Below are 24913 nucleotides of genomic sequence, written 5' to 3'. Positions count from 1 at the left end.
CATTCGGTTGTCGAAGGTTTGATGGGCCTCGCACGGCGCTCTGCCTTTGCTCAGGACCAGCGGTTAACCACCCACAGGACCAAGCTGAGGATCAGGCTCACAAGGATGCTGGTTGCCAGCGGCACATACAGCGAAAAGCCATCCCGCTGGATCAAAACGTCACCCGGCAGGCGGCCGAACCCGAGCTTCGCCAGTACCGGCCAGAGCAGGCCCACAAGCACGAGCAGGAGCCCCAGCCCAATCAGTATGCGCGAGACCTCCATGCGCACCTCCGATGCGCGAATCCACACCTGTCGACGTGGTGGTGCGGATGTCCGAGGTCAAGCATCGCGATCGGCCCGCCCATGCCAATGACCCAACTGCGCGGGATCGGGCGAGGGCAGGCGGATCTCAACGTTTTAAGTTTCATTGAAGTATCCGCCCCGGGAGCGACTTGCCGCTCATCCGGCGAGATCCCTAGGGGTTGGAAGGGGGAAATAGCGAGCGCTCTCCGCCACGCAGTCCATGACACTTTTTCATGCGGCACGGGTTACCGTCACAGGATCGTCCTGCCCTTGGATCCAAGAACGCGAAGTCCTGCCGATCTCACCAGAACCTGCCATGATCAGCCCTTTGAACGAGCGAGAGCGCCTTCGCCACAAGCGCCAGAACCGCATCCAGTCATTGCTCCTGATCGGTGGCATGGCGGCGCTTCTGGCGGCCTGCGGCTGGATCGTCGCGGGCGGGGAGGGGGTTGCGTGGGCGCTCTTCGCCGGCAGCATCAGCCTTCTGTTCACCCCCTACGTCTCACCCTGGCTCACCCTGCGCATGTACGGGGCCGTGCCGATCCGACCCCACGAGATGCCAGCACTCTTCCAAGCTCTCGCGCTGATCTCGGACCGTGCCGGCCTCCCGCAGCCGCCCGCGCTCTTCTACGTCCCGAGCCGGATGATGACCGCCTTCGCGACAGGCGCACAGGGCGAGGCGGCGATCGCAGTCACGGACGGGCTCCTGAGGCACCTCACCTTGCGCGAACTGGCCGGTGTCCTGGCCCACGAGGTCAGCCACATCCGCAACAACGACCTCGGGATCATGACCCTCGCCGACGTCATCAACCGGGTGACTGCCGCGATGTCCCTGGCCGGAGTGATCCTTCTTCTGGCGAGCCTGCCGGTCCTGCTGGTCGAAGGGAACGCCGTGCTCTGGCTCCTGGTGATCCTTCTCGTGTTCGCCCCGACGCTCGCCAGCCTGCTCCAGCTCGCTCTGTCCCGGACGCGGGAATACGATGCCGATCTCGACGCGGCGGGGCTCACGGGCGACCCGCTCGGCCTTGCGTCGGCCCTGGCAAAGCTGGAACGCTACGAGGGCGGCCTGCTGGAGACCCTGTTCCTTCCGGGCCGGCGCATTCCCCACCCCTCGCTGCTGCGAACGCATCCGGATACACGCAAGCGCATCGGGCGATTGTTGGCTCTGCGAGTAGGGCCCACCGAGCAGGAACTTTACCCGGGCCCCGTCATCCTGCCTTCGCGCTTAGGTCCTCCGCACCGGAGGCCTCATTGGCGCCCAACCGGCCTCTGGTATTAGGCGGGTCTCCAACTCGGTTCCGCCGGCTCGCCCGATGGATCTGACCGCCCGGCCGTTCTCCTGCGGATTTGCGGTTCAGCGGCGGAGCGCGCCGAACAGGGGCACGACCCAGGTCAATCTTCGCTTATTGCGCTTTCCCGTCGCCAACCGGACCGGCAGCTTTCTGCTCTCGGGCGCGGTTCCGGCCGATGGATCGCATGGCCGGCCAAGTTCTTGAACGTTCCAGTGCCGCCTCTGCGGCCTGCGCGGCAGATCGAGCCCCGGCTCTTTCATGGCCGATGGAACGATGTGCTCCGGCCGGTCTGGCGAACCGATATGGAGCACCGCCTAGGATGACTGCGGGGCGCGCTCCGGCGTCTGGCGCGGCCGCCGCTTCCCGTATGGGTGCGACCGGCTGCCCGGCACCCAACCGGTGGGCATCCTGACCTCATCCGCCAGCTCGCGACCGCGCGTCCGCAGCAGGGACAGCCCGATCGCTCCAACGATCAGGACGGCGGTGGCAAGCAAGGCAGCCTCGGTGGGGATGACCTTGCCGCCGTAGAGATGGTTCACCGTCATCTTGATGCCCACCAGCACGAGGATCAGCGACAACGCATACTTGAGGTAGACGAACCGCTTCACGATCCCGGCGAGCGCGAAATAGAGCGCCCGCAGCCCGAGAATCGCCATCACGTTGGACGTGTAGACGATGAACGGGTCCTGCGTGATCGCCAGGATCGCCGGAATGGAGTCGACGGCGAACACCAGGTCGGTGAACTCGACCATCACCAGCACGAGGAACAACGGCGTCACGTACAGCGCGCCGTTCCGTCGGACCAGAAAGTGCGTCCCTTCGTAGTCCTCCGTGACCGGCAGCCGGCGGCGGAGGAGCTTCAGGACCGTGTTGTTCTGGAGATCGGGCGTGCCCTCGGCCGCGAACAGCATCCTGATCCCGGTGATGATCAGGAACGCGCCGAAGACCAGCGTCATCCAGGCGAACGCATGCAGGAGCTGGACGCCGGCGAAGACCAGCACGGCCCGCAGCGCCAGCGCGCCGAGCACGCCCCAGAACAGGACCCGGTGCTGGTAGGCGGCCGGCACTCCGAAGTTGGAGAAGATCAGGACGAAGACGAAGATGTTGTCGATGGAGAGCGACTTTTCGATGAAGTAGCCCGTCAGGAACTCGACGCCTGCCTGCCGGCCGAGGAACCAGTACACCCCGGCGGCGAACAGGAGGGCGAGGATGATGTAGCCCAGGCTCAACCACAGGGCCTCCCCGACACCGATGGCGCGCACCTCCCGGTGCAGGACGCCGAGGTCGAGCACGAGGAGCCCCACCACGAGGACTGCGAACGCCACCCACAGCCAGATGTCACCTCCCATCTTCGGTCATCCTTCAGCCATGAAGAACGCAACGGTCGACCGACACATAAACTTCGCAGGCCCTTCCCGGTTCATCGATGGAAGAGGGTGCAGCCCGCCGTGTCAAAGCCGTCGCGACGGAGGGTGAAGAGAGGGCCGTCTCGGGGTCGTAGGACGTGCAAAACAGCTCCGAGGCGGGCCCTTGGGCGTGGCGACCGACCGGAACTGCCCCTGTTTCGCTCCCGTTGGTACGTGCTTTCGATCAAAGGAGTGACGCTATGGACCTTTGGCAGCTGATTGCGAACGATCACGCCAACATCGCGGACCTCTGCGGAGAGATTCCCCGGGCCTTCCCCGATGGCGGCGTCCGGAGCCGCGAGCGCCTGTTCAGCGAACTCGAGACCGAGCTTCGTCGGCATCTGGAGGCGGAGGAGGAAAGCCTCTACGACGCGCTTGAGGACCACGATCGCGCCGAACACCTCGCCGCCGAACTGGAACACGAGCATGAGGAGATCAAGCGCCGGCTCGCCGAGCTTGCCCGCGTGCGGGACAAGGGGAGCCAGGACTGGACCCAAAGGTTCCGTGATCTGGCCGCCCTGATTGAGGAGCATTTCCATCGCGAGGAGCACGAGCTCCTGCCGCTGGCGCGCGAGATCCTGGACGAGGAGGAGGTTCGCGAACTCCGCCATGAGTATGTGGAGGAGAACATCGAGGCGCTGCGGGCGCGGCATCGCGGCTGGGACCTGCCCTCGTCCGGCCTGCTGCTGGGAGCTTTGGTCGGCGCGGCAGCGGGGGCTCTTGCCTTTGCGGCTTGGCGCACCGGCGCTCTACGGGGTCTGACGGCGCAGACGCCGATGCAGCTTCTCCTGTCGCGGTCCCCGGTGCTCAATCGGCTTACCGGTCGCGGCGTGCGAGCCATGAGGCACTACGGGGCCGAGGTGTTGAAGGACGTCGCGCAACGCACGCGCACGTCGGTCCAGGATGTCTCGGCCCGCCTGCGCCTGCCGCTCGGGACAACCTATTCGATCGTGGCGGATCTTGAGCGGCAGGGGCTCGTGCGCTCCGCCAGACGCCAAGGGCCGGTCCGCGAGCGCGTGGTGGCGATCACGACAAGGGGCCGCGAGGAGGCGCGACGTTGACCTCCTGGCTCCTTCTCTGGTGAACCGACGACCGGAGGATCACGGCCCTGCTCCCTGGGCCATGGCGGCGGTCGGGTCGCCGCCGGTGCCAGGGACTGTCGGATTGGCTGTCTCCGGCGCGGTGCTGGTGCTGCCGGGCATCGACACGTTGGAAACTGACAGCGCCGCCTGAAGCCGGGCCTCCTGCTCAGGCGAGAGGGACGAGCGCAGGACACGTCCGCGGAAACGCTTCAGCTCCTCCAGCACCTTCTCCGGCTGCACCTTGCGGACTAGGACGAACAGCGCCGAGGTGTTGGGCTGCAGGGTCTCACCGATGGAGCGGATGAACCCGTCGTCGATGCCATAGTCGGCCAGGCTCCCGGACAGCGCGCCCGCGCCGGCTCCGAGCGCCGCGCCCGTGGCAAGGCCGATGAGCGGGTTCAGGAACAGGAGGCCGACGAGCGAGCCCCACATGGCGCCCCAGAGGCTGCCCGACGCCGCGCCGACGCCCACCAGGTCGACGCTCTGCTTCAGGCGCAGCTTGCCGTCCGGGCCGCGGATCGCCACCACCGCGTCCTCCAGGTCGATGAGATATTCCTTCTGCAGGCGCGCCAGCTCGGTCAGGGCCCGATCCGCCTCGTTCGGATCCTCAAAGCCTACTACAACAAGTTCTGCCATCCGTTTCCTCCGTGCCGCTCCTGAGACGGCTGGTCCGTCCTGCCCGATGGTGGCTCCTGCCCATGCGGGCGAATCTGCAGCCAACGGGTCACTCGGCAGCCGTCCGGCCTTCGTCGCCCGATCCACGCTGGGCCTCCCGGTCGAGCTCGACCGCGTTGCGATGGTCGCCCGCCGCACCGCCGGCCTGTGCCTCACCCTCCACCTTCGGCTGGGGCTCCAGCATGACCTTCTGCTCGTGGCTGTCCCAACGCGCGATCACACGGTCACCCTCGTGAACCTCGTTCGCCAGCATGGCGCGGGCAAGCTGGGTTTCCAGCTCCGAGCGGATCAGGCGCCGCAGCTCGCGGGCGCCGAACTCCGGCCGGAATCCCGCCGCGGCCAGGTGATCGACAAGGCTGCCGTCAATGACGAGCTCGACCCCCTGGCCGTGCGCCGTGCGCTTCACCCGCTCCAGCTGCATCTCCACGATGGAACGGATCTCGGTCTTGCTCAGGGCGTGGAAGACGATGATCTCGTCGATGCGGTTGATGAACTCCGGCCGGAAATGGCCGCGCAGCACGTCCATCAGCTCGCGCTTGAGACGGGCCTGGTCGTCCTCCGCCGTGCCGCGCACGTTGAGGTGGCGCTGGATGATGTCGGAGCCGAGGTTCGACGTGGCGATCAGGATCGTGTTGGTGAAGTCCACGACCCGGCCCTTGCCGTCGGTGAGGCGCCCGTCGTCAAACACCTGCAGCAGCACGTTGTAGACGTCCGGGTGCGCCTTCTCGATCTCGTCGAGAAGCACCACGGAGTAGGGCCGCCGCCGCACACGCTCGGTGAGCTGACCGCCCTCCTCGTAGCCGACATAGCCGGGAGGCGCGCCGATCAGCCGGGCCACCGCATGGCGCTCCATGTACTCCGACATGTCGAGGCGGATCATGGCGTCCTCCTCGCCGAAGACCGTTTCGGCAAGAGCCTTGGCCAGCTCCGTCTTGCCGACGCCGGTGGGGCCGAGGAACAGGAAGGTCGCGATGGGCCGGCGCCCCTCGCGCAGGCCGGCCCGGGCCAGACGCACGGCGTCGCTCACCGCCCTCACGGCCTCTTCCTGGCCGATCACCCGCTGGTGCAGGCGCGCCTCCATGTTTACCAGGCGCTGGCGCTCCTCGGTGGTGAGCTCGTTGACCGGCACGCCGGTGAGTTTTGACACCACCTGCGCGATGTGCTCGGTGCGGACTTCCGCCGAGGCCGAGCCGCGCTCGCGGCGCCAACGTTCCGTCGCCTCCTGCAGCTCCTTGTTGCGGGCATCGTGCTCGGCCTGGATCTGGGACGCGCGGTCGAACTGCTTGCGCGAGGCGGCGTAGTCCTGCTCGCGCTTGAGCTGGCGCACCTCGGCCTCCAGCTCCTGCACGTCGACCGGCCGCGCCGTCGTGGAGATCTTTACCCGCGCCGCCGCCTGATCGATCAGATCGATGGCCTTGTCGGGCAGGAAGCGCCCGGTGATGTAGCGGTCGGACAGCTCCGCGGCCGCAATGATCGCCTCGTCGGTGATGGTGACCTTGTGGTGCGCCTCCAGGGTGTCGCGCAGGCCGCGCAGGATCATGATGGTCTGGGCGACCGTGGGCTCGGGCACGAACACCGGCTGGAATCGGCGTTCCAGGGCCGCGTCCTTCTCGATGTGCTTCTGGTATTCGTTTAGCGTCGTGGCGCCGATGAGATTGAGCTCGCCACGGGCGAGAGCCGGCTTGAACACGTTGGCGATGTCGAGCCCGCCTTCGCCGCCACCCTGGCCCGCACCCACGATGGTGTGGATCTCATCGATGAACAGGATCAGCTCGTCCTCGCGCTCAGTGACTTCTTTCAGAATCTGCTGCACGCGCTCCTCGAACTCGCCCCTGTACTTGGAGCCGGCGACCATGGAGTTGATCGAGAGCTCAACCAGCCGCTTGTCGCGCAGGGCCTCGGGCACCTCGCCGGCCACCATGCGCTGGGCGAGGCCCTCGACGATGGCGGTCTTGCCGACGCCCGGCTCGCCGATGAGCACCGGGTTGTTCTTCTTGCGCCGGGCCAGCACCTCGATGGTGGTCTCGATCTCGCGTGCGCGGCCGATCACTGGATCGAGCTTGCCCTCACGGGCGAGCTTGGTGAGATCGCGGGCATATTTGTCGAGGTTGGGTGTGTTGGTCGGTGTGTCGACGCGGCCCTCTTCGGCGCCCCGGCCCACCACCTTGGTGACCTGCTGCCTGATGGCCTGGGGCGTAAGTCCGTAGCGGCGCAGCACATCGGCCGCGATGCCTTCGCCTTCCTCGGCAAGGCCGATCAGCAGGTGCTCGGGGCCGACATAGGAATGGCCGAACTCGCCCGAGACGGAGAACGCGCGGGAGAGGGCGCTCTTGACCCGGGGCGACACTCCGATCTCGCCGCCTTCCTCAGGATTGAAGTCGCCCCGCCTGCTTTCCTGCACGATCTGGTTGCGCAGGTCGTCAAGGGAAACCTTGAACTGGTCGAGGATGGTGCGGACGACATCGCTTTCGGTGAGCGCCAGGAGCAGGTGCTCGGTGTCGACCTCCTTGCGGCCGAAGTCGCCCGCCCGGCGGGCGGCGGCTTGGAGGATCTCCTCCGCATGCTCGCTCAAACGATCTGCCACGCCTGCCGCCGCGCCGCGGCCACGGGCCCGTCCGCGGCCGGACCGCACCGGGATAGGGGTGCCACCATCGCCCGTATCGGGAACCTCGTCTGCGCGGTCCCGGGCGCTGCTGAGCGGGCTCTCGCCAAAGAAGTCGCCGCCGAAGAAGTCGTCGAACAGGCTGCCGCGGCCGCCGAAGAGGGACTCGAGCGGCGAGCTCGACCGCTGCTGGCGGGCGAGGCGCCGGTAATCGACGTCGCACAACTCCATGCTTTGACGCTGTCCATTGCTCACCACCTGCGCCCGAACCGTCGCAGGGCGCACCCCACACACGTCACAGAGTCCATTCGCCATGGCTGCTGCTCCCGGATCACGTTTTCGTGCCCGAATGATACGCGTTGCCGATCGAGCTAGTTTCAGCTTGGCCGACGAGAAAAGCCCGTGGGAATGGAGGGGTGACGGTGGTTCTGAAGGGCGGCACGTCGCGGCCACCGGGCTGGCAGTCAGCTTGTCAGCCTGCCAGCAAACGGCAGTTGCCGCCTTGGAACGCGTCGAAGCCCTTGGCCGTCAGCTCGACCGTCGACGCGTCCGGGGCCACAAGGTAGCCGGCATCGATGAGCTCCCTGATGGCCACGGCGACCGCGGGATCCGTGCCGAGCCGCTCGTCAATCTCGGCGATTGTCATGCGGGCGCCGGGCCGCCGATGGGGCTGGCGGAACAGGTCGAGGATCTCGCAGGCGATCACGCTAAAGCTCATGGGTCCACGCCTCCGTCTCCAGGGTGTGGGTCCGCGGCTCACGCGGTGACCTGATCTTGAGGTCCCCTGGCTCAGGCAGGGGTAGGCGACTGGTCGAGGTAATGGACCCACAGATTGATCAGGGTCATCATCACCACGGCCAAGCCCGCTGTGACATGCGTACCTACGGCGTTCTTGATCTCGCCGAAGCCAAGCAACCAAGGTGCGAGCAATGCGCAAGTACCCAGCGCCAAGCTCGCCCAACCCTGCCAATCCCGCGCCTCTATGGTCCGCGCGAGCGTGATCGCCCCGAGCAGAAGGCCAATGAGAACCGCGCTCCAAGCCGCAGCTGACGCATCCGCATAACGGAACGTCCACGGTGACGCGATCAGCATGAGGGCCATCGCCGCGTTAACGGTCTCGACTATGGTCCACTGCTGCGGAGTGCGGTGCCGATCAACGGTTTCGCGTTCATAGATCCTAGGACTGAAGTTCATCGTCTCACCTCCGTCTTCGAAGAGGGCTACGTGAGTTCAAACTCCGAGTATCTCCATCTGGATGGCACAGGCTCTGCCTGCACACAAATGCAGATGGGATCACCGGCGGCGGGTGTCCAGAGGCCGCGTTCGAGGGGCGGAGAGAAGGCAGCCACGCAGCCCTTCCGACCCGCCAGTGCCGCCTTCGAGAAGCCTTTCGTCGGACAGTCGTTGCTCAAGCAACGGGGTTGCCGCGATCGGAGTCTGCATCTTTGCACCTGCCAGCGGCATCAACGGCCAGTTGGATCCGCCTTCAATCCTTCGCATGGTTGTTTTTACCTTGGAGAAGGTCACCGGCAGTGCAGGTCATCGGAACCACTTCTGCGATCGTCCTCGGTACGTGTCTGCTGTCTCTCAGGAGAGCGGAGGGAGAGATCCGCTCACGCGCGTTAAGCATTGTCAGCACATCCGGGCCCGCGTCACTGGGCCTCGGGAGCGGGCAGTTCCACCTCCTCGGAGCCCGCGCTTGGCTCACGCCAGCTCGCTCCCGATGCGCATTACGGGCGAACGGGATGCTCCTCGACCAGCGTTCCGATCAGTCGGAGCAATTCCTGGTGCTCGGGCCCCCTTCCGGAGCTGAGAAACGTCCCGAGATCAATGTGCGCCACGTGACCTCCGGAGGCCACGTTGGCCTCGTGCCGGATGAAGATTTCCCCTGAGGTGTCGCGGATGAGATACCAGCGGTCGCCGTTCGGACTGCTGTAAATCGTACGGGCCTTCTTCATGCACAAGTCTCCAGCAAGTATAAGACGGGTTTCCCGACAACAGCGCGCGTTCGCGAGAGAGTTATACAGCCTGCAGGGACGATGGCCCAGATTTCGGATCGGAAGCCAGCCCCGCCTGAAGTGTGACTCCGCCTGCAGCGCCCGAGCTAATCGTTCACGGCGTCAGGTCGGTCGAGGCCGATCACAGCCTTGAGGATGTCGTCCGGACCGAACTCGTGGCCGGCTTCGATCTGCAGCAAGGTCATGAGGTGAGTGCGAGCCCGGTTGACCCGGCTCTTGATGGTTCCGATGGCGACGCCACACACGGCCGCCGCCTCCTCGTAGGAAAGCCCCTGGGCGCCCACCAGGATCAAGGCCTCGCGATGCAGCGGGGCAAGGTTTCCGAGCGCGTGCCAGAAATCCTCAAACTCGAGATGCGACTGCTGTTCGGGACAGATCATCAGCCCGGCCGCCCGCTTGCCTTCCGGGTCGTCCACCTCGCGCTGGCGTCGCCGCTGTTCGGAGTAGAACAGGTTGCGCAGGATAGTGAAGAGCCACGCTTTGAGATTGGATCCCGTCTCAAACTGGTCGGCATGCGACCAGGCGCGCAGGATCGTCTCCTGCACGAGATCGTCGGCCCGGGGCCCGTCGCGGGTAAGCGATAGGGCAAAGGCCCGAAGCTCGGGCAGGGCCGCCAGGATGAGCGTGCTGAACTGGGCGTTCGCGTTCATCGGACATCTCCCCAGCCTCGGCACCTGCTTGGTTCGGACAGGAACCGTCCTCGGCCAGGCGCTGATGGCCAGCGCCTGGCCGACCGCCTTTCGGTGCCGCGGACGCTTAGGAGGCTCGTGTCGCGGAAGCGTGAATCAGCCACAGCCCGACAGCCGCCAGTACCGCCGCGGCCAGCCCGACGAGCACATGGGTCCACATGGCCGTCGTGACGCCGGCAAAGCCGAGGGCCCAGGGGGCTGCGGCGGTCCAGAGCCCGAGGGCGGCATTGACCCATTCCTCCCATTCCTGCAGCTCGGTGATCGCGAGGGCGGCCATCAGGCCGATCGCCAAGCCGCACACCCCCGCGTTCCAGGTCGCAGCCTGGACGTCACGGAAGCCGACGAGCCACGGCGAAAAGAACAGGAACACCGCCAGGATGCTGTTGAGGATGTTCGTTGCAGTCAGCTCACTCCTGTGTTTCAGCCCAATCATCGCCAACCTCCCTTTCTCGAAGCGAAGGCTCATGCCTTGCGCCGTGCAGGCGCCGTGCGCCGTGCGAGGCCGGAGCCCTCGCCCGGCGAAATCGGTCCGACGCCGTCATGACGTCGACGGCACCGCGAATCCTTAAGCCTTCTCGTGCTCGATGGTTTTCGAGCCGTTGCCGCCGGCGATCCGGATGCGCTTCGGCCGCATCTCCTCGGGCACCTCGCGCACGAGATCGAGCGTCAACAACTCATTCTCCAGCTTCGCTGCCTTGACCTGGACGTAATCGGCCAGGTTGAAGCTCTGCTTGAACGGGCGGGCCGGAATGCCCCGGTGCAGGATCTGGACCGGCTCGTCCTCGGGATGCTTCTGTCCGGAGACGAGCAGCGTGTTGTCCTGCTGGACGAGCTCGATCTCGTCGGGCGAGAAGCCAGCCACCGCCATCACGATGCGATAGTGGTCAGCGTCGATCTTCTCGATGTTGTAGGGCGGCCAGCTGGTCGTCGGATCGACCTGCGGGGTCTGGTCGAGCATGTCGAAGAGCCGGTCGAAACCGACCGTGGAGCGGTACAGGGGGGAGAAGTCGAAAGCCGTTCTCATCGCCATATCCTCCATTGAGCAACATGGGTCCGAGAGCGCCGGACACCTGCCGGCGCCCGCGCCAAGCTCTTGAAAAGCCTTGGCAATCTTCGATTTAGGTGATCCTGGGGAGTTTTCAAGAGGCGCGATCCTGCTGAGGCCGGGCTCTGGCGCAACCGTCCTCGCAAGGCACGACGCTCCTGGTCCTGAAGAGATAACCGGCAGCAGGATTTCCGGCCGGACGGACTGCGAAATGAGGCAGCCGTCGACGGATGGGCCGTCCGAAGCGGCTCGGCGGATGCGACCGGAGGAGAATACCGACCGAAGTGACGGTCGCCGGTCCGGAACGTTCGGGGTTGCGTCGGAGCCGTTAGCTCCTCTGCAGACGTCGCGATCAGTCTGCAGAACCCGCACCTCGGACCATGTGTCAGGAGCCGTCCAAACCTCCTCGAGATGGTCTGCGGGTGATGGGAGCCAGGCTCCGGTCAGGAAGGCAATCATGCCGGAGCGAACCGAGGAGCCATGGTTCATCAGCAAGATCGTCGCTTGCCGTGTAACTCACGCTCGGACACAGGCTTCACTCCACACCATCGTTGAAGGCCGCCTCGTTCGCCAAGGACCTTTCCTGATCGCGGGATGAACGCTGGGAGAAGTGCTGGGTACGACCGCATGATCGCCGCATCAGTTGTTTGGCCAGCGGTGGACGAGGCTTTCCTCCGGAGGGGCAGCGGGAGGGTCCAACCCTGCACCCCGGACTCCTCCGGCTTTGGCGTTACCTGAAGGCCCGATGCTCACCGGCTGTTCTGTTCGCCCTCAATATGGTGGTGCGAAGTGCATCTTGGAAACCGACGATGAAGTACCGCGTTACCGGGATGGCACGGAGAGTGTGCTGAACCTCATGAGGTTTTGCCATGACCATGTCGGAGATCACCAACAAGCTGAAATACGACATCTCGGATGCGCTCAAGCGTGTTGCTGGCAAGCTGTCGTTCCGCAGGGAAGGACCGGGTGGCCAGTCGTCCACGGCGAGCCATCGATCCAATTTCAAGAAGTGAGCCGACGCGGCGGGGCGGTGAAGGCTCGATCCCGAGCTTCTTCCTCGCTCTGCCTCGACGGACGCTCAGGACATCCACTGAGGGCCCCATCCAAAAGGCGCAGCCAGGAACATGAGGCGCTCTCGACATAGCGTCGCCGGATGGTTGCGGGCCCGCTGAACCCTTCTCATATCCAAATTGTTTCGCGCTCGAACCTTCATCCAATGGAGGAATGAATGAAGCTGCAAGGTGTGGATCGAACCATCCTGGTGCAAAGCTCAAACATCGATCTGGGGGACGTGCTGCCCGACTACGCCCGGACCAGCATCCTGCAGATGGCGGGCAAATACTTCGGGCGTCTGAACACCGCGACCGTGCACTTCAACCGCGAGGGTCCCATGTACCGGTGCACGGTCAACGTCCAGATGGGCGCTCTCAAGATGATGAGCGGCGAGGCCCAGAGCACCGACATCTATGCCGCGTTCCGGCTTGCCCTTGAGAAGGTCGCCAAGCAGCTGCGGCGAGCCAAGCGCGAGCTGCGCGAGGACAGGGCCAAGCGGGTCGACAAGCATCTGGATTGGCTTGGATCGACGCGGTCTCGCCGTCGCCTGGAGCGGGGCGCTCCAGGCATGCCGGTGAGGGTCGATCACGGCAGCGCCTATCGCGTGGCTGCCGAGTAGGCCGGACAGTCAAGGAGCCAGTTCGATTGAATTCGCCGGACGGGAAGCGGCCTGCGCCGGGTCCTCCCGTCGCGACAATCAGGATTGTCAGGAGATTGCGGTGCCGGAGGGATTCTCACACTATCTGAAACAGGTCGCAGCGCATCTGCCCGACGAGGCGGCCCAACTGGTTCAGGGCGACCTGAACCTGACGCTGCTCGACTGGTACACGGATGGCATCCCAGCCGAAGAGGCCGCCGAACGGATCCGGCGATCAGCGGGCTGGACCTGACCGGCCCGTATCGCCGCATCCGCCACAAACCGGAGTATGATTTTCCAGTCCAACCCAGATGGAAGATCGACAGCAGTTACGGAGACCATGATGCACAGCACCTTTGTCCCTGAAAAGGTTTTGACGCATCGCCGCCTGATCCGGGTCGACCCGGCCAATCCGCACCCCAAGCCCCGAAGCGGGCCAACGGCTTTCGCCGGCTCCCAAACGCGCTACGACCTGTTCCGGAGACGGCAGGAGCCGGAGCTTTATTGCGCCGTGCCCAAAGGCCGGCCTGCTCCCGACTTCCTCGGCTCCGACCGGTGGCAGGTTGTCGGGGAGATCGATGAGGCCGGCCCGACGCCCCTGGGCTTCGACCGGGAGGCGGCGCAGATTGGGGTGCGCCTTAACGGCTTCTATCTGTTCGCAGCGTTCAATCCAATTCCGGGATTGCGGTGGGACACCGCGGACAGGCCGCCGTGGAGGCTCGCTCACGACGGCAATGCTCAATCCGCCTGTCAGGCAAACTGAGAGCCCTTGAAAACCAGAAAAGCCTTCCCCTACATCACATCAGCCAAGGCTCCTGATGGGCTTGGCATCTCGGGCGCCGGGTTGTGCTTGTGCTCGTACGACACGAGATCATTGAGGGTGAAGCCATCATGGGCGGTGACGAAGTTGACCGAAGCGAACGGCTTGCGGCCCCGCCGGTTGAACAGATCCCCGGACGCCGTCACCCTGGCGGCGAGTTCCGGCAGCCTTCCTTCGTCGCCCCGCCAGTAGGCCCGCACCGTATCGCGATAGCGGTCGTTCCACTCCGACCAGCCCGGCGGGAAGCGGCCGACCTGGTAGCCGCCTGGACCGAGATCCCATGGCTCCGCGATGAGTTTGACTTGGCTTAGCACGGGATCCTGACGGCAGGAGTAGAGAAAGCCGCCACCCTTGTCGAACCCGTGAGCCTCTCGGGCCAGGTTGGTCGCGAGATCGAAACGGAAGCCGTCGACGTGCATCTCCTGCGCCCAGTAGCGCAGGGAATCGGTGACCATCTGCAGCACGCGCGGATGGCTCAAGTCGACGGTGTTCCCGGTGCCGGTGTCGTTGATGTAGTAACGAGGATCCGGCGCAAGTCTGTAGTAGGACGCATTATCGATGCCCTTGAACGACACTGTCGGCCCGAGCTCGTTTCCTTCAGCGGTATGGTTGTAGACCACGTCCAGGATCACTTCGATACCGGCCTCGTGGAAGTGGGCCACCATCTCCTTGAACTCGGTGATGAAGGGGGTCCCGAGATAGCGCGGATGAGGCGCGAAAAAGCCGATGGTGTTGTAACCCCAGTAGTTCCGCACTTCTTTCTCGATCAGATGGACCTCATCGATGAAGGCGTAAACGGGCAGGAGCTCAACCGCCGTCACAAGGCGTTTGATGTGGTCGATGACCGGCCGGTGCATCATCCCGGAGAACGTCCCGCGCAGCCTGTGCGGAACCGCGGGGCGGCGCATCGTGTAGCCGCGCAGATGCGCCTCATAGATGATCGTGCGGTCCCACGGCACGCGCGGGCGGCGCTCGTTGCCCCAGGTGAAGGCCGGGTCGACCACCCGGCACTTGGGCATGAACGGCGCGCTGTCGCGGGTGTCGAAGGACAGGTCCATGGCGGGCGAGCCGACCGTGTACCCGAACAGGGCAGGATCCCAGGTAAGCTCCCCGATGATCTGCTTCGCATAAGGATCGAGCAGAAGCTTTTGCGGGTTGAAGCGGTGACCGGCCGGGGCTCATACGGTCCATGCACTCGGTACGCGTAAGTGGTGCCGGGACGGGCGTCGGGCAGGTAGCCGTGCCAGACTTCGTCGGTGTACTCCGGAAGCTCGATCCGCTCCAGCTCGCGCTCGCCAGTCTCGTCGAAGAGGCACAGCTCCACCTTTGTGGCGTTGGCGGAGAACAGGGCGAAGTTGAAGCCGAGCCCATCCCAGGTAGCACCGAGCGGAAAGGGCAGTCCTTCCCGAACGAGAGACGGCTGGGCGGGTGCGGGTCCCGCCATTTCGGGCTCATTTGGATTGGTGGTGGGGCTCATCGTCATGGATCCGCTATCCGTATCAAGCCTTGAATTGATCCCCACGCCCGCCGGCGCCAAGGCCTTGGATGAACTCCTGGGCAATTTCTGAGCTTCTCTCGGCGAAGTCGATGAGGAGTTCCAGCTCCGCTTCGGAATAGCGCCGGCACATTCGTTCCGTCGCCTGCTGCAGGGGGTTGTAGATTGCCATCAGCCGCCCGATATTCTCGGTCCTGACCCGCACGTAGACCCGGCGCCGGTCATACGGATCCCCTTCGCGCGCGACATACCCAGCGCGCTCGAGCCGGTCGATCAGACCGGTGACGGCTCCACTGGTTAAGCCCGTATGCTGCGAAAGTTCCCCGGCAGTCACACGGCCGCGCAGCTGGATCAGATCCAGGCACTCGAGGTCCGTGGGGTTCAGCCCCACCGCATCAGCCACGGCTTGGCTGATGCGGTGTCCTTGGGCGCTCGCCGTCCGAAGCGCCGCTACAAGCCTACGCAGCAGGACTGTTCGCTCCTGAGTTGACCTTTTCATCGGTTTATCTTAGCTAGTAAGATTATCAGCATCAAAGATAACAGTCGCCCCGGGGTGTTGCCAATGCAAACCACGATGATTGTGTTTGTGATTGTCACAGCGCTTGTCCTCGCGGCCATTCGGATCGGCGGCGGTCTCTACGAGTGTCTGCTGGTCGACCGCGTCTGGCCGGGAACCCCGGCCTTGATCCAGCCCGAGCGCGGCGGCATCAACCGCAAGCTCTTTTGGATGCCGGTTCACCTCGCCTTCGAACTCACCCTGATGATTGCGATCTGGTTGGCCTGGTCGGAGGATGTCATCCGGACATGGCTGCTGGTCGCTGCCGCCAGCCACGTCCTGATGCGGGGGTGGTCGGCCGCTTATTTCATCCCGAGAGCGATTGAGTTCGAGCGGGCAGGGGACTGGACGCCTGACCTCCGAGCCAGAGCCACGACGTGGGTGCGTCTGAGCGTGTGGCGTCTGCCATTGGATCTGGTGACGCTGTTCGCCGTGTGGGCGGCGGTCATCGCGGCTGTTTCCAGCTAACTGAGAACCGGGAGCCCTTTATCCATGACCGAGATTGCCTTTCGCGCTGCCAAGGCCTCTGACCTGCCAGCAATTGTCACTCTTCTCGCGGACGACCCATTAGGTCAGCATCGGGAGGATCCCAGTCCGCCCTTGAACTCCAGATATTGGAAGGCGTTCGAGGCGATCAAAGCCGATCCTAATCAGCTTCTTGCCGTTGTGACTGAGGGCGATGAGGTGATCGGAACCCTGCAGATCTCATTCATCCCGGGCCTTGCCCGTGCGGGGGCATGGCGAGGGCAGATCGAGGCCGTCAGGATCGCGGCTGCGCGCCGGAATTCGGGGCTCGGCCAACAGATGTTCGAATGGGCGATCGCCCAATGTCGGTCGAGAGGGTGCGATCTGGTCCAGCTCACGACCGATAAAGAGCGTCCTGACGCACACCGCTTCTACGAGAGGCTCGGATTTGTCGCCAGCCACATTGGCTACAAGCTTGCCCTTTGAGATCCTGTCCGGCTGCTCATGGCGCTCGGGCGATCAATTTGAATGCTCAGCCCGCGCGGCTACAGTTACTTGGGTACAACATCACGAGGCGGAAGACGGGTTCGCGTCGAGAACCGGAATGGTGATTTGACGCGCCTCTGGCTCGGCGTAAGTCGCAAGCGCAACCATCGCTGCCAAGCCACCGCTTGTAAGAACGGAAACGGCAAAGAGAAAGCGCAACAGAGTCGGCACGGTATGCTCTCCGAAGACTTCATTTGCGAGTAATATAGGTTCTCGGAACAGCCTACGGCAAGTCATGCTTCCGGTCCGGCACTTGGGGAGGGGCTGGGCTTCGAAGCCAAGACGTCCCCCGCCCGAAATGCGAGGCTTGCGGCCGCCGGCGCCCCAGCTGGATAGGAGGCGGACCGCGACCGACGCCCGACCCGGCCACCTCCAGAAGAACCGTCATGGCTCCCAGCGTGCGGCAACACGCCCCGCCTCTCTTGTGACTTGGTCTAACAGGGGTCGCCTTGGGCCGAGGGGATCAGCTGATGGAGCTGATTCCAGAGCGGGGTTCGCAGGTGTTGCCGGCAGCGGCAGCTCCATGAAGAAGCTGAGGCCATCACGGTTGAAGTCAAACCGGAGAGCCGCTTTGCATTGGTGCTGGAGAACCTGTCGGATCAGCTTCGACCCAAACCCGGTCCGGCTGGGCTGGTCAACCGGAGGTCCGTGCCGTTCCGTCCAGCAAAGCGTCAGAACACAGTCACTGCCGGCTCCGCTTATGTGCCACGCTACTTCCAGGCGCCCCTCCGGAACGGCGAGCGCGCCGTACTTCGCGGCGTTGGTGGTGAGCTCATGGACCGCCATGCCCACCGGCACCGCGAGGTCGGCGGACAGCTCGACCTCAGGCCCGGCGAGATGTACGCGCTCGGAGGCATCCTCGTCGTAGGGAGCGAGTTCGCTGCGGAGGATATCGGCCAATGCCGCCGTTCGCCACGAGGAATCGACCAGGAGGCTGTGCGTTCTGGAGAGGGCGAGGACGCGGTCCGCGAACACTTTCTTGAAGTCCTCGACCGTTGTCGCCGAACCTGCCGTCGCCCGGAGGAGTGCCAGGACGGTAGCAAGCGTGTTCTTCACGCGGTGGTGCAGCTCCCGGATCAGGAGCGCCTGGTGCTCTTCCGAGCGCTTCCGCTCTTCCAGGTACGCCTCCGCCTCGCGTTGCCGACGCCTGGCGCGCAGGGCAGACCGAACCGCATTCACGAGAACCGAGGGATGAAAAGGCCGCTCGAGCACGGTGACGTTCCCGAGCAGTTGGGTCAGATTGATGCTGGCCGAGCCGCCGCGCAGCGTCAGCAGGATGAACGGAAAATCAGACCACGGCGGCTGTCGGCCGATCCAGTCAGCCAAGGGCGTGAGGTCGGCGTGCGTGAGGGCCTCCTCCGCAACCACGGCACAGCCTGCGTGCGCGAGCTCTTGCGTGAGCGCACCAAGATTCGGACAGGCCGTCGAAGCGATGCCGGCTTGATCCAGAATGCCGGCCGCGACTGTCGCGTCGCGCCCCAAGGGCGCCAGAATGAGAGCCGGGGCGTCACGTTCCATCATCATCCCGTTGGCCTAAGAGGGAGCTGGCCGGTCCTTCAAATGCCGGGATGCCGGTCAACACGCCGCGGAACCGATCCAGCGGCTCGCCGACGCGGAGACCCCGCCCGTCAATGGACAATTCCCGGATGGTGTTCTCATGCGCGCCGGTGCGCTTCTTGATGGCTGCAATCGAGCGCCGAATACGCCCACCGGCCTCGAAGAAGCGGAGCAGCAATACCGCATCGCTGAGATAGGTGAGATCGAGCGGCGATGCCACTGGACCAACCATGCCGCTCTGGGCCAAAACCAGGATCGTGATGACACCCTGCTGGTTGAGGTAAGTCAGCAACTCGTGCATCTGGAGAAGCATAAATTGCTCCTCCGGCATCGCGTTCAGATATCCGCTGAGGCTGTCGACCACAACGACCCGCACACCATCTGATTCGACAGCGCTGCGTACCCTGCCGGCAAACTCCCCGGGAGAAAGGTCCGCCGGATCCACCTGCTCGACCTGCAAGTCGCCTGACGCGACACAATGGGCGACATTCATGCCGATGCTGGCGGCCCGGGCCAGGAGGACGTGCTTGGCCTCGTCGAAGCTGATGATCAGGGCCCGTTCGCCTCGGGTCAGCGCCTCAAACGCAAAGGCGAGCGCCAGCGAGGACTTGCCGACGCCGGAGGGGCCGATCACGAGGGTGCTGGTCCCCGGATCGAGACCGCCGCCGAGGAGATGATCGAGCTCGGCGATACCGCTGCTCGCCGGTGCCTGCCGAAACTCGCGATGATGATCCGCGGCAACCAGACGGGGGAAGACCTGGAGACCGCCGCGGCGAATGATGAAGTCATGATAGCCGCCCCGGAAGGCCGTTCCGCGCATTTTGATGACCCGGATGCGCCGCCGCTCGGCACCATAGAGGGGGGCGAGCTGGTCGAGCCGGATGACCGCATGGCTCACGCTGTGCAGGTTCAGGTCGTCCTGCTCGGAGGTTAGATCATCGAGAAACAGGGCGGTTACATTATGGAGCAGGAAGAAGTTCTTCAACGCGAGTACCTGCCGCCGGTATCGAAGGGCGCCTTGGGACAGCAGACGGATTTCCGAAAGGCTGTCGAAGACCACCCGCTGCGGCTTGACCCGCTCGATTTCGGCCAGCACCATTTGCACGGTTTCGCCGAGCTCAAGCTCGGATGAATAAACGAGGCTCTGCTGCTGCCTGGGATCAAAGCTCAATTCAGGAGGGACGAGCTCGTAGATCTCGATGCCGTCGAGAGACCAACCATGGCGATCCGCCACCGAGAGGAGTTCGCGCTTGCTCTCCGACAATGTGATGTACAGGCAGCGCTCACCTCGCCGGACACCTTCCAGCAGGAACTGCAGTCCCAGGGTTGTCTTGCCTGAGCCGGGTCGGCCCTCGACCAGGTGGGCCCGGTTGGACGCATATCCGCCGACAAGAACGTCATCAAGGCCGGGTACGCCGGTGGGTACAGGGACGACTTCATCGGGGGCTCGGGCGGACATGGGTTCCTTATCTTTCATGACTGACGCGGTCGATGGGCCGGCAAGTTAGGTGGCGATTGTCCTCCGATGACCCATGCGCCAGCTGTGCTCCCTGGAGCTCAGCCGCTCCCGCCTCGTACGGCAAAAAGAATGCCTTGACAGCCTCCTTTGTGGGCGAGTTCGGGAGGATCGTCTGTCAACTATTTTACATAGCTGGGTCATTGAGCTCCAGAAAGAGACAATCGGTCCGGTCAAGTCGGGTACTCCGCTTGTTGGTTACCCTGGCTGATGCTGCTCATATTGCTGCCTGATCTGGCCGTAGCACTCGCAGCAAACCTCTTCCAGGCCCTGCCGGTCGAGGATCGTGATCTCGCCCCGGTGGTATCGAATGAGGCCCGCTTGCTGCAACGTGCGGGCAACAAGATTCACGGCCGGCCGGCTCACGGCGAGCATCTGCGCCAGAAACTCCTGCGTCAAAAGAAAGGTGTCGCCGTCGCTGCGATCGTGGGCCATCAACAGCCAGCGGGCGCACCGTTCCTCGACCGAATGGGCCCCATTGCAGGCGACGGATTGCATGACCTGCCCGAGAAAGGCCCGGGAGTAGGTCAGGAGCGCCGCTTGAAAGGCGGGGAGCTCCCGCTGCAGCCTGCGGAAGGACTGAATGTCGATCATGAGGGCGGAGCCGGGCATTTGGACGATCGATCGATGGAGGTCACGGTCCGCTCCCAGGATAGCCGCGACACTGACCATTCCCTCGCGACCCGTCGTGGCGATTTCGGCCACTTCGCCCGACTCGAAGACGCTGACCGTCGAGATGATGCCGCTCTCCGGGAAGTAGACCTGCGTGAGCGGCTCGCCGCCCTCCGTCAACTCGCGCCCATTGATGAGCTCAATTTGTTGGCAGAGCGGCTCGATCTGCTTCCACTCCCGAGGGGGGAGAGCGGCAAGGATGCGATTGCTGGGTTTAGATGTCGGCATGGCGCATCATTCCGCTGCGAGCTCGCTGCGTGGGGAGCCGGCCGGCCCGACCAGCTCCGCAAGTTCCGCCTCATCGAGGGTTTCCTTCTCCAGGAGCCGCCGTGCGGTCCGCTCCAGGACGTCCCGTCTCTCTTCCAGAAGTTTGACCGTCCGCTGCATTGCCGCTTGGACGATGGCCCGCACTTCCTCATCGATGGCAGCCGCGGTGTCGTCGGCGTAATCACGCTCCTGCGGCGGCAGCAGGTCTTGCCCGGCCAGGAACGTGCGCCGATCCTTCTCCAGCGCCACATGGCCGAGCCGCTCCGACATGCCGTACTTGGTGACCATGCTGCGGGCGATATCGGTGACACGGGCCAGGTCGTCGGCGGCGCCGGTCGACAGGTGTCCGAACACGATCAGCTCCGCAGCCCGGCCGCCGAGCAGCACCGCCATCTTGTTCTCCAGCTCCTCCCGGGTCATCAGGAAGCGGTCCTCGGTCGGGCGCTGGATTGTGTAGCCGAGCGCCCCGACACCGCGGGGAATGATCGAGACCTTGTGCACCGGGTCCACACCGGGCAGCGCCATGGCGACGAGCGCGTGCCCCATCTCGTGGTAGGCCACGATCTCGCGCTCCTTCGGGTTCAGCAGCCGGTTGCGCTTTTCGAGGCCCGCCACGATCCGCTCGACCGCGTTGTTGAAGTCCGCCATCGTCACCGCATCGGCTCCGCGGCGGGTGGCGAGCAGCGCGGCCTCGTTGACGAGATTGGCGAGGTCCGCGCCGGTGAAGCCCGGCGTGAGCGCCGCCACCTTCTCGGCGTCAACGTCGGGCGCCAGCTTCGCCTTCTTTATGTGGACCTGGAGGATCTGGACGCGGCCCTTCTTGTCGGGCCGATCCACCAGCACCTGCCGGTCGAAGCGGCCCGCGCGCAACAGCGCCGGGTCGAGGATCTCGGGCCGGTTGGTGGCACCGAGCAGCACAAGACCCGTGCGCGAGTCGAAGCCATCGAGTTCGACGAGGAGCTGGTTAAGAGTCTGCTCCTTCTCGTCGTGTCCGCCCGCATAGGGTACGACACCGCGGGCCCGCCCCAGCGCATCGAGCTCATCGATGAAGATGATGGCAGGCGCCTTCTCGCGGGCCTGTTGGAACAGGTCGCGCACACGCGCAGCGCCGACACCGACGAACATCTCGACGAACTCGGAGCCGGAGATGGAGAAGAACGGCACCTTGGCTTCGCCCGCCACCGCCTTGGCGAGCAGGGTCTTGCCCGTGCCGGGCGGACCGACCAGCAGCACACCCTTCGGCATCCGGCCGCCGAGCCGCCCGTACTGCTCCGGATTTTTCAGGAACTCGACGATCTCGCGCAGCTCGTCCTTGGCCTCGTCGACGCCGGCGACATCGTCGAACTTCACGCCGGTATCAGTCTCGACGTAGACTTTGGCCTTGCTCTTGCCGATCTGCATCAGCCCGCCACCGAGCCCTGTCGTGTCAGCGAAGCGCCTGGCGAGATAGGTCCACAGGCCGAAAAAGATCAGGACTGGCAGAACCCAGGAGAGGATGTCGCGCAGCAGCGTGCTCTCGATCTGGCCCGTGTAGGTGACGCCGTACTGCTCCAGTTCCTTCGCGAAGTCCGGCTCCACGCGGGTGGTGGCGAACCGGGTCTGACCAGTCGGAAGCGGCTCCTTCAGCCTGCCTTGGATGAAGCGGTCGGAGATGCCGATCTCGGCCACCTTGCCGCCTCGAAGAAGCTCCTGAAACTGGCTGTATGGGATCGGCGCAATCTGTTGCGCCGCGCCAAGGAAGTACTGAATAACGAGAACACCGAAGAATGCGGCGACCCAGTACCAAGTGTTGAAGCGGGTCTGCTTCGTCATTGTTGCACCTCCCGTCGTACTATTTGTCTCCATTCCCTGCAGTCACCGCAGATAGCGATGAGAAGGGGCCCGCAGACGCGGGTCCCTCCCGATGCTCAGGTTAGTGGCACACTGTTCTGCGATGGGCCTGCCATCCCCAGCCCGGCACCCATTCACGCCAGCTGTCGGTCACGCAGGTTCGCCCCACAGGAGGACCGGCGTAGACTGGATAAGGGGCTGCGACATAAGCCGGTCCCGGCACGGCATAGTGCGGCCGTGTACTGGCCGCGAGCGCGCTTCCAAGAGCGAACCCGGTCAGCGCGCCGACGGCAGCGGCGGGACCGGGATGCCAGCCCACATGATGGTGCGGGGGGCCATGGCGCCAATGCGCTGACGCAGCGGTCGGTGCTGCAACGGCTGAAATAAGGGACAGTGCGACGAAAGCAGCTTTGATGAGACGCTTCATCATCGATCCTCTATTCCTCACGTTAAATGCCGTCAGGGATCACGCACGGCGCAAGCCGGGGCGCTGGAACGCCCCGGCGGCCGAGCCTTTATGCGAGCTTTCCCGGCTTGTTGTGGATCATCCACAGCTCGAGGGCGGCGAGTGCCGCGACGGTGAGGCCCACGCCAAGGTGGCACGCCATCGCGGCTGTCATACCCGAGAAGCCCAGCGCCCACGGGGAGACGGCAGCCCAGAGGCCTAACGCCAGGCCGGCCCAGCCTTCCCACTCGCGAAGTTCAATGAATCCGGCGAGTGCAATCATGATTGCGAGAACACCGATCAGGCCGGCGCTCCACATGGCCGTCTGCTCGCCCGAGAAGCCAAACAGCCAGGGCGACCCGACAAGGAAAGCACCGGCCAACGCGGTGATGATGTTGATCGCGGTGAGTTCACTCCAGTATTTCAGGCTCTTCATCGTTGACCTCCTTCGTTGAAACTAGCGTCAGTGATAAGTCACCTGTGCAGGTGCACCCCCATCCGACGATCCAGTGGCATCGGCAGTGGGGGAGTTCGGGGCAGGCACCCGGACGGGCAGCCTGCCGATATCGATGGCCTCGGCCCGGATTGCCGCAAAGCGCTCGATCAGTTGCCGGCGGAGCGCATCGGGATTGACACGCCGGGCAGCGATCTCGCGCAACGCGAGCACGGTCGGCTTTTCGTCGCCGGGTCCGACCTGAGGCTCGGCCCCGTTCCAGAGGTCGTGCGCCCGCCGGGCGGCGAGAACGACCAGTTCGAACCGGTTCGGCACGACCTGTTCGCAGTCTCTCGTGGTGATGCGAGCCATGGGTTCCTCCTATGCTGCGGACCTGCCCTGCGGCGAGGTGTTCAAGGATAGGAGCACCTGCGTCCGCTCCAGCTGATCGAGTATCAGCAGCGCGGACTTGACTTCGTCGTAGCGGGACGGCTTGCCGGCCGCCGGAGACTCGTCGGCCTCCACCTCCAGCAGCCATTCGTCCCAGGCCCAACGACGCAGGATCTCGCGCTTGTCGTCGATCGAAAGGCTCGGGTCGTGAACCACCTCGGACGGCGCGGCGAAGACGCTGGCCGGATCGACGAGGGCCCGGTCCAGGTCGGGCCGACGGCCCATGGCGGCGACGCCATACTGGGCATCCATCCAGGCCAGCGCGGCAGCCTTCATGTAGAGGTCTTCCGCCTCGCGCTGCTGCGTCTCCTTGCGACCGCGCTCGCGCTCGGAGCGGGTGGCGGCGACCGGTTCGCCCTCGACACGGTACGCCAGACCTTCGCGCTCGGCGTACGCAATCGCCTCCTCTTTCGAGCTGAACCTGAGTTCGACCTGCGCCAGGGGATCATCATCGGCCGTCCAGCCCATCAGCGGTTCGATGGTCTGCGGCAGGCGTCGTTCGAAGCGCAACACCCATTGGCCCGTTCCGGCGCGGCCGGAGGTCGTGACCGGCCGCGCGCGGCGAAAGATTAGCGCCTGCGCATCCTGTGGCCACGGCTGACCCGGAATCAGGCGTGACACCGGCGGCTGATTGTGACCAATTCCGACAAGGCGTTCGTTCATGGGTAGCCTCCATCAAGCCCGCCTAGTGCGGCAGCGTCCGACGGGCGGCCCGCTTGCGATTGCCGCGAATGGCCTGGACCGCGCTGAGGTACTCCCCGGCGGCCGATGGATCGAACAGCGAGAGCGCCTCGACCACGGCATCGATGCGGGACTTCACCTGCAGGTCGGGCATGACCTTCCCGGTGACCTGCTCGATCACCAGCTCGTCGCGGGCCCAGGACAGCAGGATGGTCCGCTTCTCCTCGTCGCTGAACCAGGGATGGTCCACGACCTCCTGCGGGCTCGCAAAGATGTTCACCGGGTCAACCAACGCCTCCACGAACGAGGGCTCGGAAACGCCAGGCGACGTGACCTGAGAGACGGGAGTGGGATTGGTGTCGGGTTTGGCTTCAACCATGTCCATGATCATCCTCCC

27 protein-coding genes and 1 pseudogene are annotated in these 24913 nt (G+C 64.7%); 8 read left to right on the top strand and 20 right to left on the bottom strand.

Translation table 11 applies throughout. The features are described 5' to 3' along the window. Positions 1 to 50: 50 nt before the first annotated feature. Complete coding sequence (locus tag GDR74_RS12175; protein ID WP_152586554.1) at positions 51 to 263, bottom strand: DUF2905 domain-containing protein; 213 nt, start codon at positions 261 to 263, stop codon at positions 51 to 53. A gap of 337 nt (positions 264 to 600) precedes the next feature. On the opposite strand from GDR74_RS12175, the gene GDR74_RS12170 reads away from it, so the two are divergent. Beyond that, positions 601 to 1563, top strand: a complete 963-nt coding sequence (locus GDR74_RS12170) for a zinc metalloprotease HtpX (protein ID WP_194164527.1) — start codon at positions 601 to 603, stop codon at positions 1561 to 1563. A 327-nt stretch (positions 1564 to 1890) separates the two neighbouring features. Here the strand turns inward: GDR74_RS12170 and GDR74_RS12165 are convergent, their stop codons facing one another. Continuing rightward, positions 1891 to 2925 carry a TerC family protein gene (locus GDR74_RS12165; protein ID WP_152586552.1) on the bottom strand — a complete coding sequence of 345 codons (1035 nt, stop codon included), beginning with the start codon at positions 2923 to 2925 and terminating at the stop codon, positions 1891 to 1893. A gap of 257 nt (positions 2926 to 3182) precedes the next feature. Here GDR74_RS12165 and GDR74_RS12160 point away from each other — a divergent pair, with 257 nt between their 5' ends. Beyond that, positions 3183 to 4043 carry a hemerythrin domain-containing protein gene (locus tag GDR74_RS12160; protein WP_152586551.1) on the top strand — a complete coding sequence of 287 codons (861 nt, stop codon included), beginning with the start codon at positions 3183 to 3185 and terminating at the stop codon, positions 4041 to 4043. A 39-nt stretch (positions 4044 to 4082) separates the two neighbouring features. Here the strand turns inward: GDR74_RS12160 and GDR74_RS12155 are convergent, their stop codons facing one another. The 8 genes from GDR74_RS12155 to GDR74_RS12120 all read right to left on the bottom strand — a co-directional run bounded on the left by GDR74_RS12155 (position 4083) and on the right by GDR74_RS12120 (position 11072). Next, on the bottom strand, positions 4083 to 4700 hold the full coding sequence (locus GDR74_RS12155) for a DUF1269 domain-containing protein (protein WP_152586550.1): 618 nt from the start codon (positions 4698 to 4700) through the stop codon (positions 4083 to 4085). Positions 4701 to 4788: 88 nt separating this feature from the next. After that, a complete protein-coding gene (locus tag GDR74_RS12150) occupies positions 4789 to 7572 on the bottom strand; it encodes an ATP-dependent Clp protease ATP-binding subunit (protein ID WP_281349018.1) in 2784 nt (927 codons plus the stop codon). A 241-nt stretch (positions 7573 to 7813) separates the two neighbouring features. Beyond that, positions 7814 to 8059, bottom strand: a complete 246-nt coding sequence (locus tag GDR74_RS12145; protein ID WP_152586548.1) for a hypothetical protein — start codon at positions 8057 to 8059, stop codon at positions 7814 to 7816. A 71-nt stretch (positions 8060 to 8130) separates the two neighbouring features. Beyond that, positions 8131 to 8535 (bottom strand): SPW repeat domain-containing protein, encoded by a 405-nt coding sequence (locus tag GDR74_RS12140; protein WP_152586547.1) that lies wholly within the window; start codon positions 8533 to 8535, stop codon positions 8131 to 8133. A gap of 536 nt (positions 8536 to 9071) precedes the next feature. Next, positions 9072 to 9299, bottom strand: a complete 228-nt coding sequence (locus GDR74_RS12135; protein WP_152586546.1) for a hypothetical protein — start codon at positions 9297 to 9299, stop codon at positions 9072 to 9074. Positions 9300 to 9445: 146 nt separating this feature from the next. Further along, positions 9446 to 10009: a sigma-70 family RNA polymerase sigma factor gene (locus GDR74_RS12130; protein WP_152586545.1), complete on the bottom strand. Its 564-nt coding sequence runs from the start codon at positions 10007 to 10009 to the stop codon at positions 9446 to 9448. A gap of 106 nt (positions 10010 to 10115) precedes the next feature. After that, a complete protein-coding gene (locus tag GDR74_RS12125) occupies positions 10116 to 10514 on the bottom strand; it encodes an SPW repeat protein (protein ID WP_246179401.1) in 399 nt (132 codons plus the stop codon). Between the two features lie 99 nt (positions 10515 to 10613). Then, complete coding sequence (locus GDR74_RS12120; RefSeq protein ID WP_152586544.1) at positions 10614 to 11072, bottom strand: Hsp20 family protein; 459 nt, start codon at positions 11070 to 11072, stop codon at positions 10614 to 10616. An 890-nt stretch (positions 11073 to 11962) separates the two neighbouring features. On the opposite strand from GDR74_RS12120, the gene GDR74_RS18215 reads away from it, so the two are divergent. From GDR74_RS18215 to GDR74_RS18425, 4 genes are all read left to right on the top strand, one after another. Further along, positions 11963 to 12106 carry a hypothetical protein gene (locus tag GDR74_RS18215; protein ID WP_194164526.1) on the top strand — a complete coding sequence of 48 codons (144 nt, stop codon included), beginning with the start codon at positions 11963 to 11965 and terminating at the stop codon, positions 12104 to 12106. Positions 12107 to 12321: 215 nt separating this feature from the next. Further along, positions 12322 to 12765 carry a ribosome hibernation-promoting factor, HPF/YfiA family gene (hpf, locus tag GDR74_RS12115; RefSeq protein WP_152586543.1) on the top strand — a complete coding sequence of 148 codons (444 nt, stop codon included), beginning with the start codon at positions 12322 to 12324 and terminating at the stop codon, positions 12763 to 12765. Positions 12766 to 12865: 100 nt separating this feature from the next. Beyond that, the gene (locus tag GDR74_RS18210) at positions 12866 to 13036 is read left to right on the top strand and encodes a hypothetical protein (RefSeq protein WP_194164525.1); all 171 of its coding nucleotides are present in this window, start codon (positions 12866 to 12868) and stop codon (positions 13034 to 13036) included. An 87-nt stretch (positions 13037 to 13123) separates the two neighbouring features. Beyond that, the gene (locus tag GDR74_RS18425) at positions 13124 to 13546 is read left to right on the top strand and encodes a hypothetical protein (RefSeq protein ID WP_246179400.1); all 423 of its coding nucleotides are present in this window, start codon (positions 13124 to 13126) and stop codon (positions 13544 to 13546) included. Between the two features lie 74 nt (positions 13547 to 13620). On the opposite strand, the pseudogene glgX reads toward GDR74_RS18425, so the two are convergent. Together glgX and GDR74_RS12100 are read right to left on the bottom strand one after the other, a co-directional pair. Next, positions 13621 to 15047: pseudogene (glgX, locus tag GDR74_RS12105) on the bottom strand (glycogen debranching protein GlgX); the annotation flags it as partial. A 55-nt stretch (positions 15048 to 15102) separates the two neighbouring features. Next, positions 15103 to 15501 (bottom strand): MarR family winged helix-turn-helix transcriptional regulator, encoded by a 399-nt coding sequence (locus tag GDR74_RS12100; protein WP_210251020.1) that lies wholly within the window; start codon positions 15499 to 15501, stop codon positions 15103 to 15105. Positions 15502 to 15660: 159 nt separating this feature from the next. Between GDR74_RS12100 and GDR74_RS12095 the strand changes: the two genes are divergently transcribed. Both GDR74_RS12095 and GDR74_RS12090 read left to right on the top strand, forming a co-directional pair. Next, a complete protein-coding gene (locus tag GDR74_RS12095; protein ID WP_246179399.1) occupies positions 15661 to 16122 on the top strand; it encodes a hypothetical protein in 462 nt (153 codons plus the stop codon). A 24-nt stretch (positions 16123 to 16146) separates the two neighbouring features. Next, positions 16147 to 16605: a GNAT family N-acetyltransferase gene (locus GDR74_RS12090; protein WP_152586541.1), complete on the top strand. Its 459-nt coding sequence runs from the start codon at positions 16147 to 16149 to the stop codon at positions 16603 to 16605. A gap of 444 nt (positions 16606 to 17049) precedes the next feature. Here the strand turns inward: GDR74_RS12090 and GDR74_RS12080 are convergent, their stop codons facing one another. From GDR74_RS12080 to GDR74_RS12045, 8 genes are all read right to left on the bottom strand, one after another. Then, complete coding sequence (locus GDR74_RS12080) at positions 17050 to 18189, bottom strand: sensor histidine kinase (RefSeq protein ID WP_343039606.1); 1140 nt, start codon at positions 18187 to 18189, stop codon at positions 17050 to 17052. Then, entirely contained in the window at positions 18173 to 19699 is a 1527-nt protein-coding gene (locus tag GDR74_RS12075; RefSeq protein ID WP_246179398.1) for an ATPase domain-containing protein, read from the bottom strand. The genes GDR74_RS12080 and GDR74_RS12075 overlap by 17 nt, the downstream gene beginning before the upstream one ends. 237 nt (positions 19700 to 19936) lie before the next feature. Then, positions 19937 to 20638 (bottom strand): Crp/Fnr family transcriptional regulator, encoded by a 702-nt coding sequence (locus tag GDR74_RS12070; RefSeq protein ID WP_152586539.1) that lies wholly within the window; start codon positions 20636 to 20638, stop codon positions 19937 to 19939. Positions 20639 to 20644: 6 nt separating this feature from the next. After that, a complete protein-coding gene (gene ftsH, locus GDR74_RS12065) occupies positions 20645 to 22489 on the bottom strand; it encodes an ATP-dependent zinc metalloprotease FtsH (RefSeq protein WP_152586538.1) in 1845 nt (614 codons plus the stop codon). Between the two features lie 533 nt (positions 22490 to 23022). After that, positions 23023 to 23388 carry an SPW repeat protein gene (locus GDR74_RS12060; protein WP_152586537.1) on the bottom strand — a complete coding sequence of 122 codons (366 nt, stop codon included), beginning with the start codon at positions 23386 to 23388 and terminating at the stop codon, positions 23023 to 23025. 27 nt (positions 23389 to 23415) lie between these two features. After that, on the bottom strand, positions 23416 to 23757 hold the full coding sequence (gene rpoZ, locus GDR74_RS12055) for a DNA-directed RNA polymerase subunit omega (RefSeq protein ID WP_152586536.1): 342 nt from the start codon (positions 23755 to 23757) through the stop codon (positions 23416 to 23418). Between the two features lie 9 nt (positions 23758 to 23766). Further along, positions 23767 to 24498 (bottom strand): ETC complex I subunit, encoded by a 732-nt coding sequence (locus tag GDR74_RS12050; protein ID WP_152586535.1) that lies wholly within the window; start codon positions 24496 to 24498, stop codon positions 23767 to 23769. A 22-nt stretch (positions 24499 to 24520) separates the two neighbouring features. Then, positions 24521 to 24901, bottom strand: a complete 381-nt coding sequence (locus GDR74_RS12045) for a hypothetical protein (protein ID WP_152586534.1) — start codon at positions 24899 to 24901, stop codon at positions 24521 to 24523. Between the last annotated feature and the right edge of the window lie 12 nt (positions 24902 to 24913).

Origin of the sequence: Microvirga thermotolerans, from assembly GCF_009363855.1 — a bacterium.
In the GTDB taxonomy this organism is placed as follows: domain Bacteria; phylum Pseudomonadota; class Alphaproteobacteria; order Rhizobiales; family Beijerinckiaceae; genus Microvirga; species Microvirga thermotolerans.
Note: the sequence above shows the minus strand (reverse complement) of the source record. Positions and strands in the feature narration are given on the sequence as shown.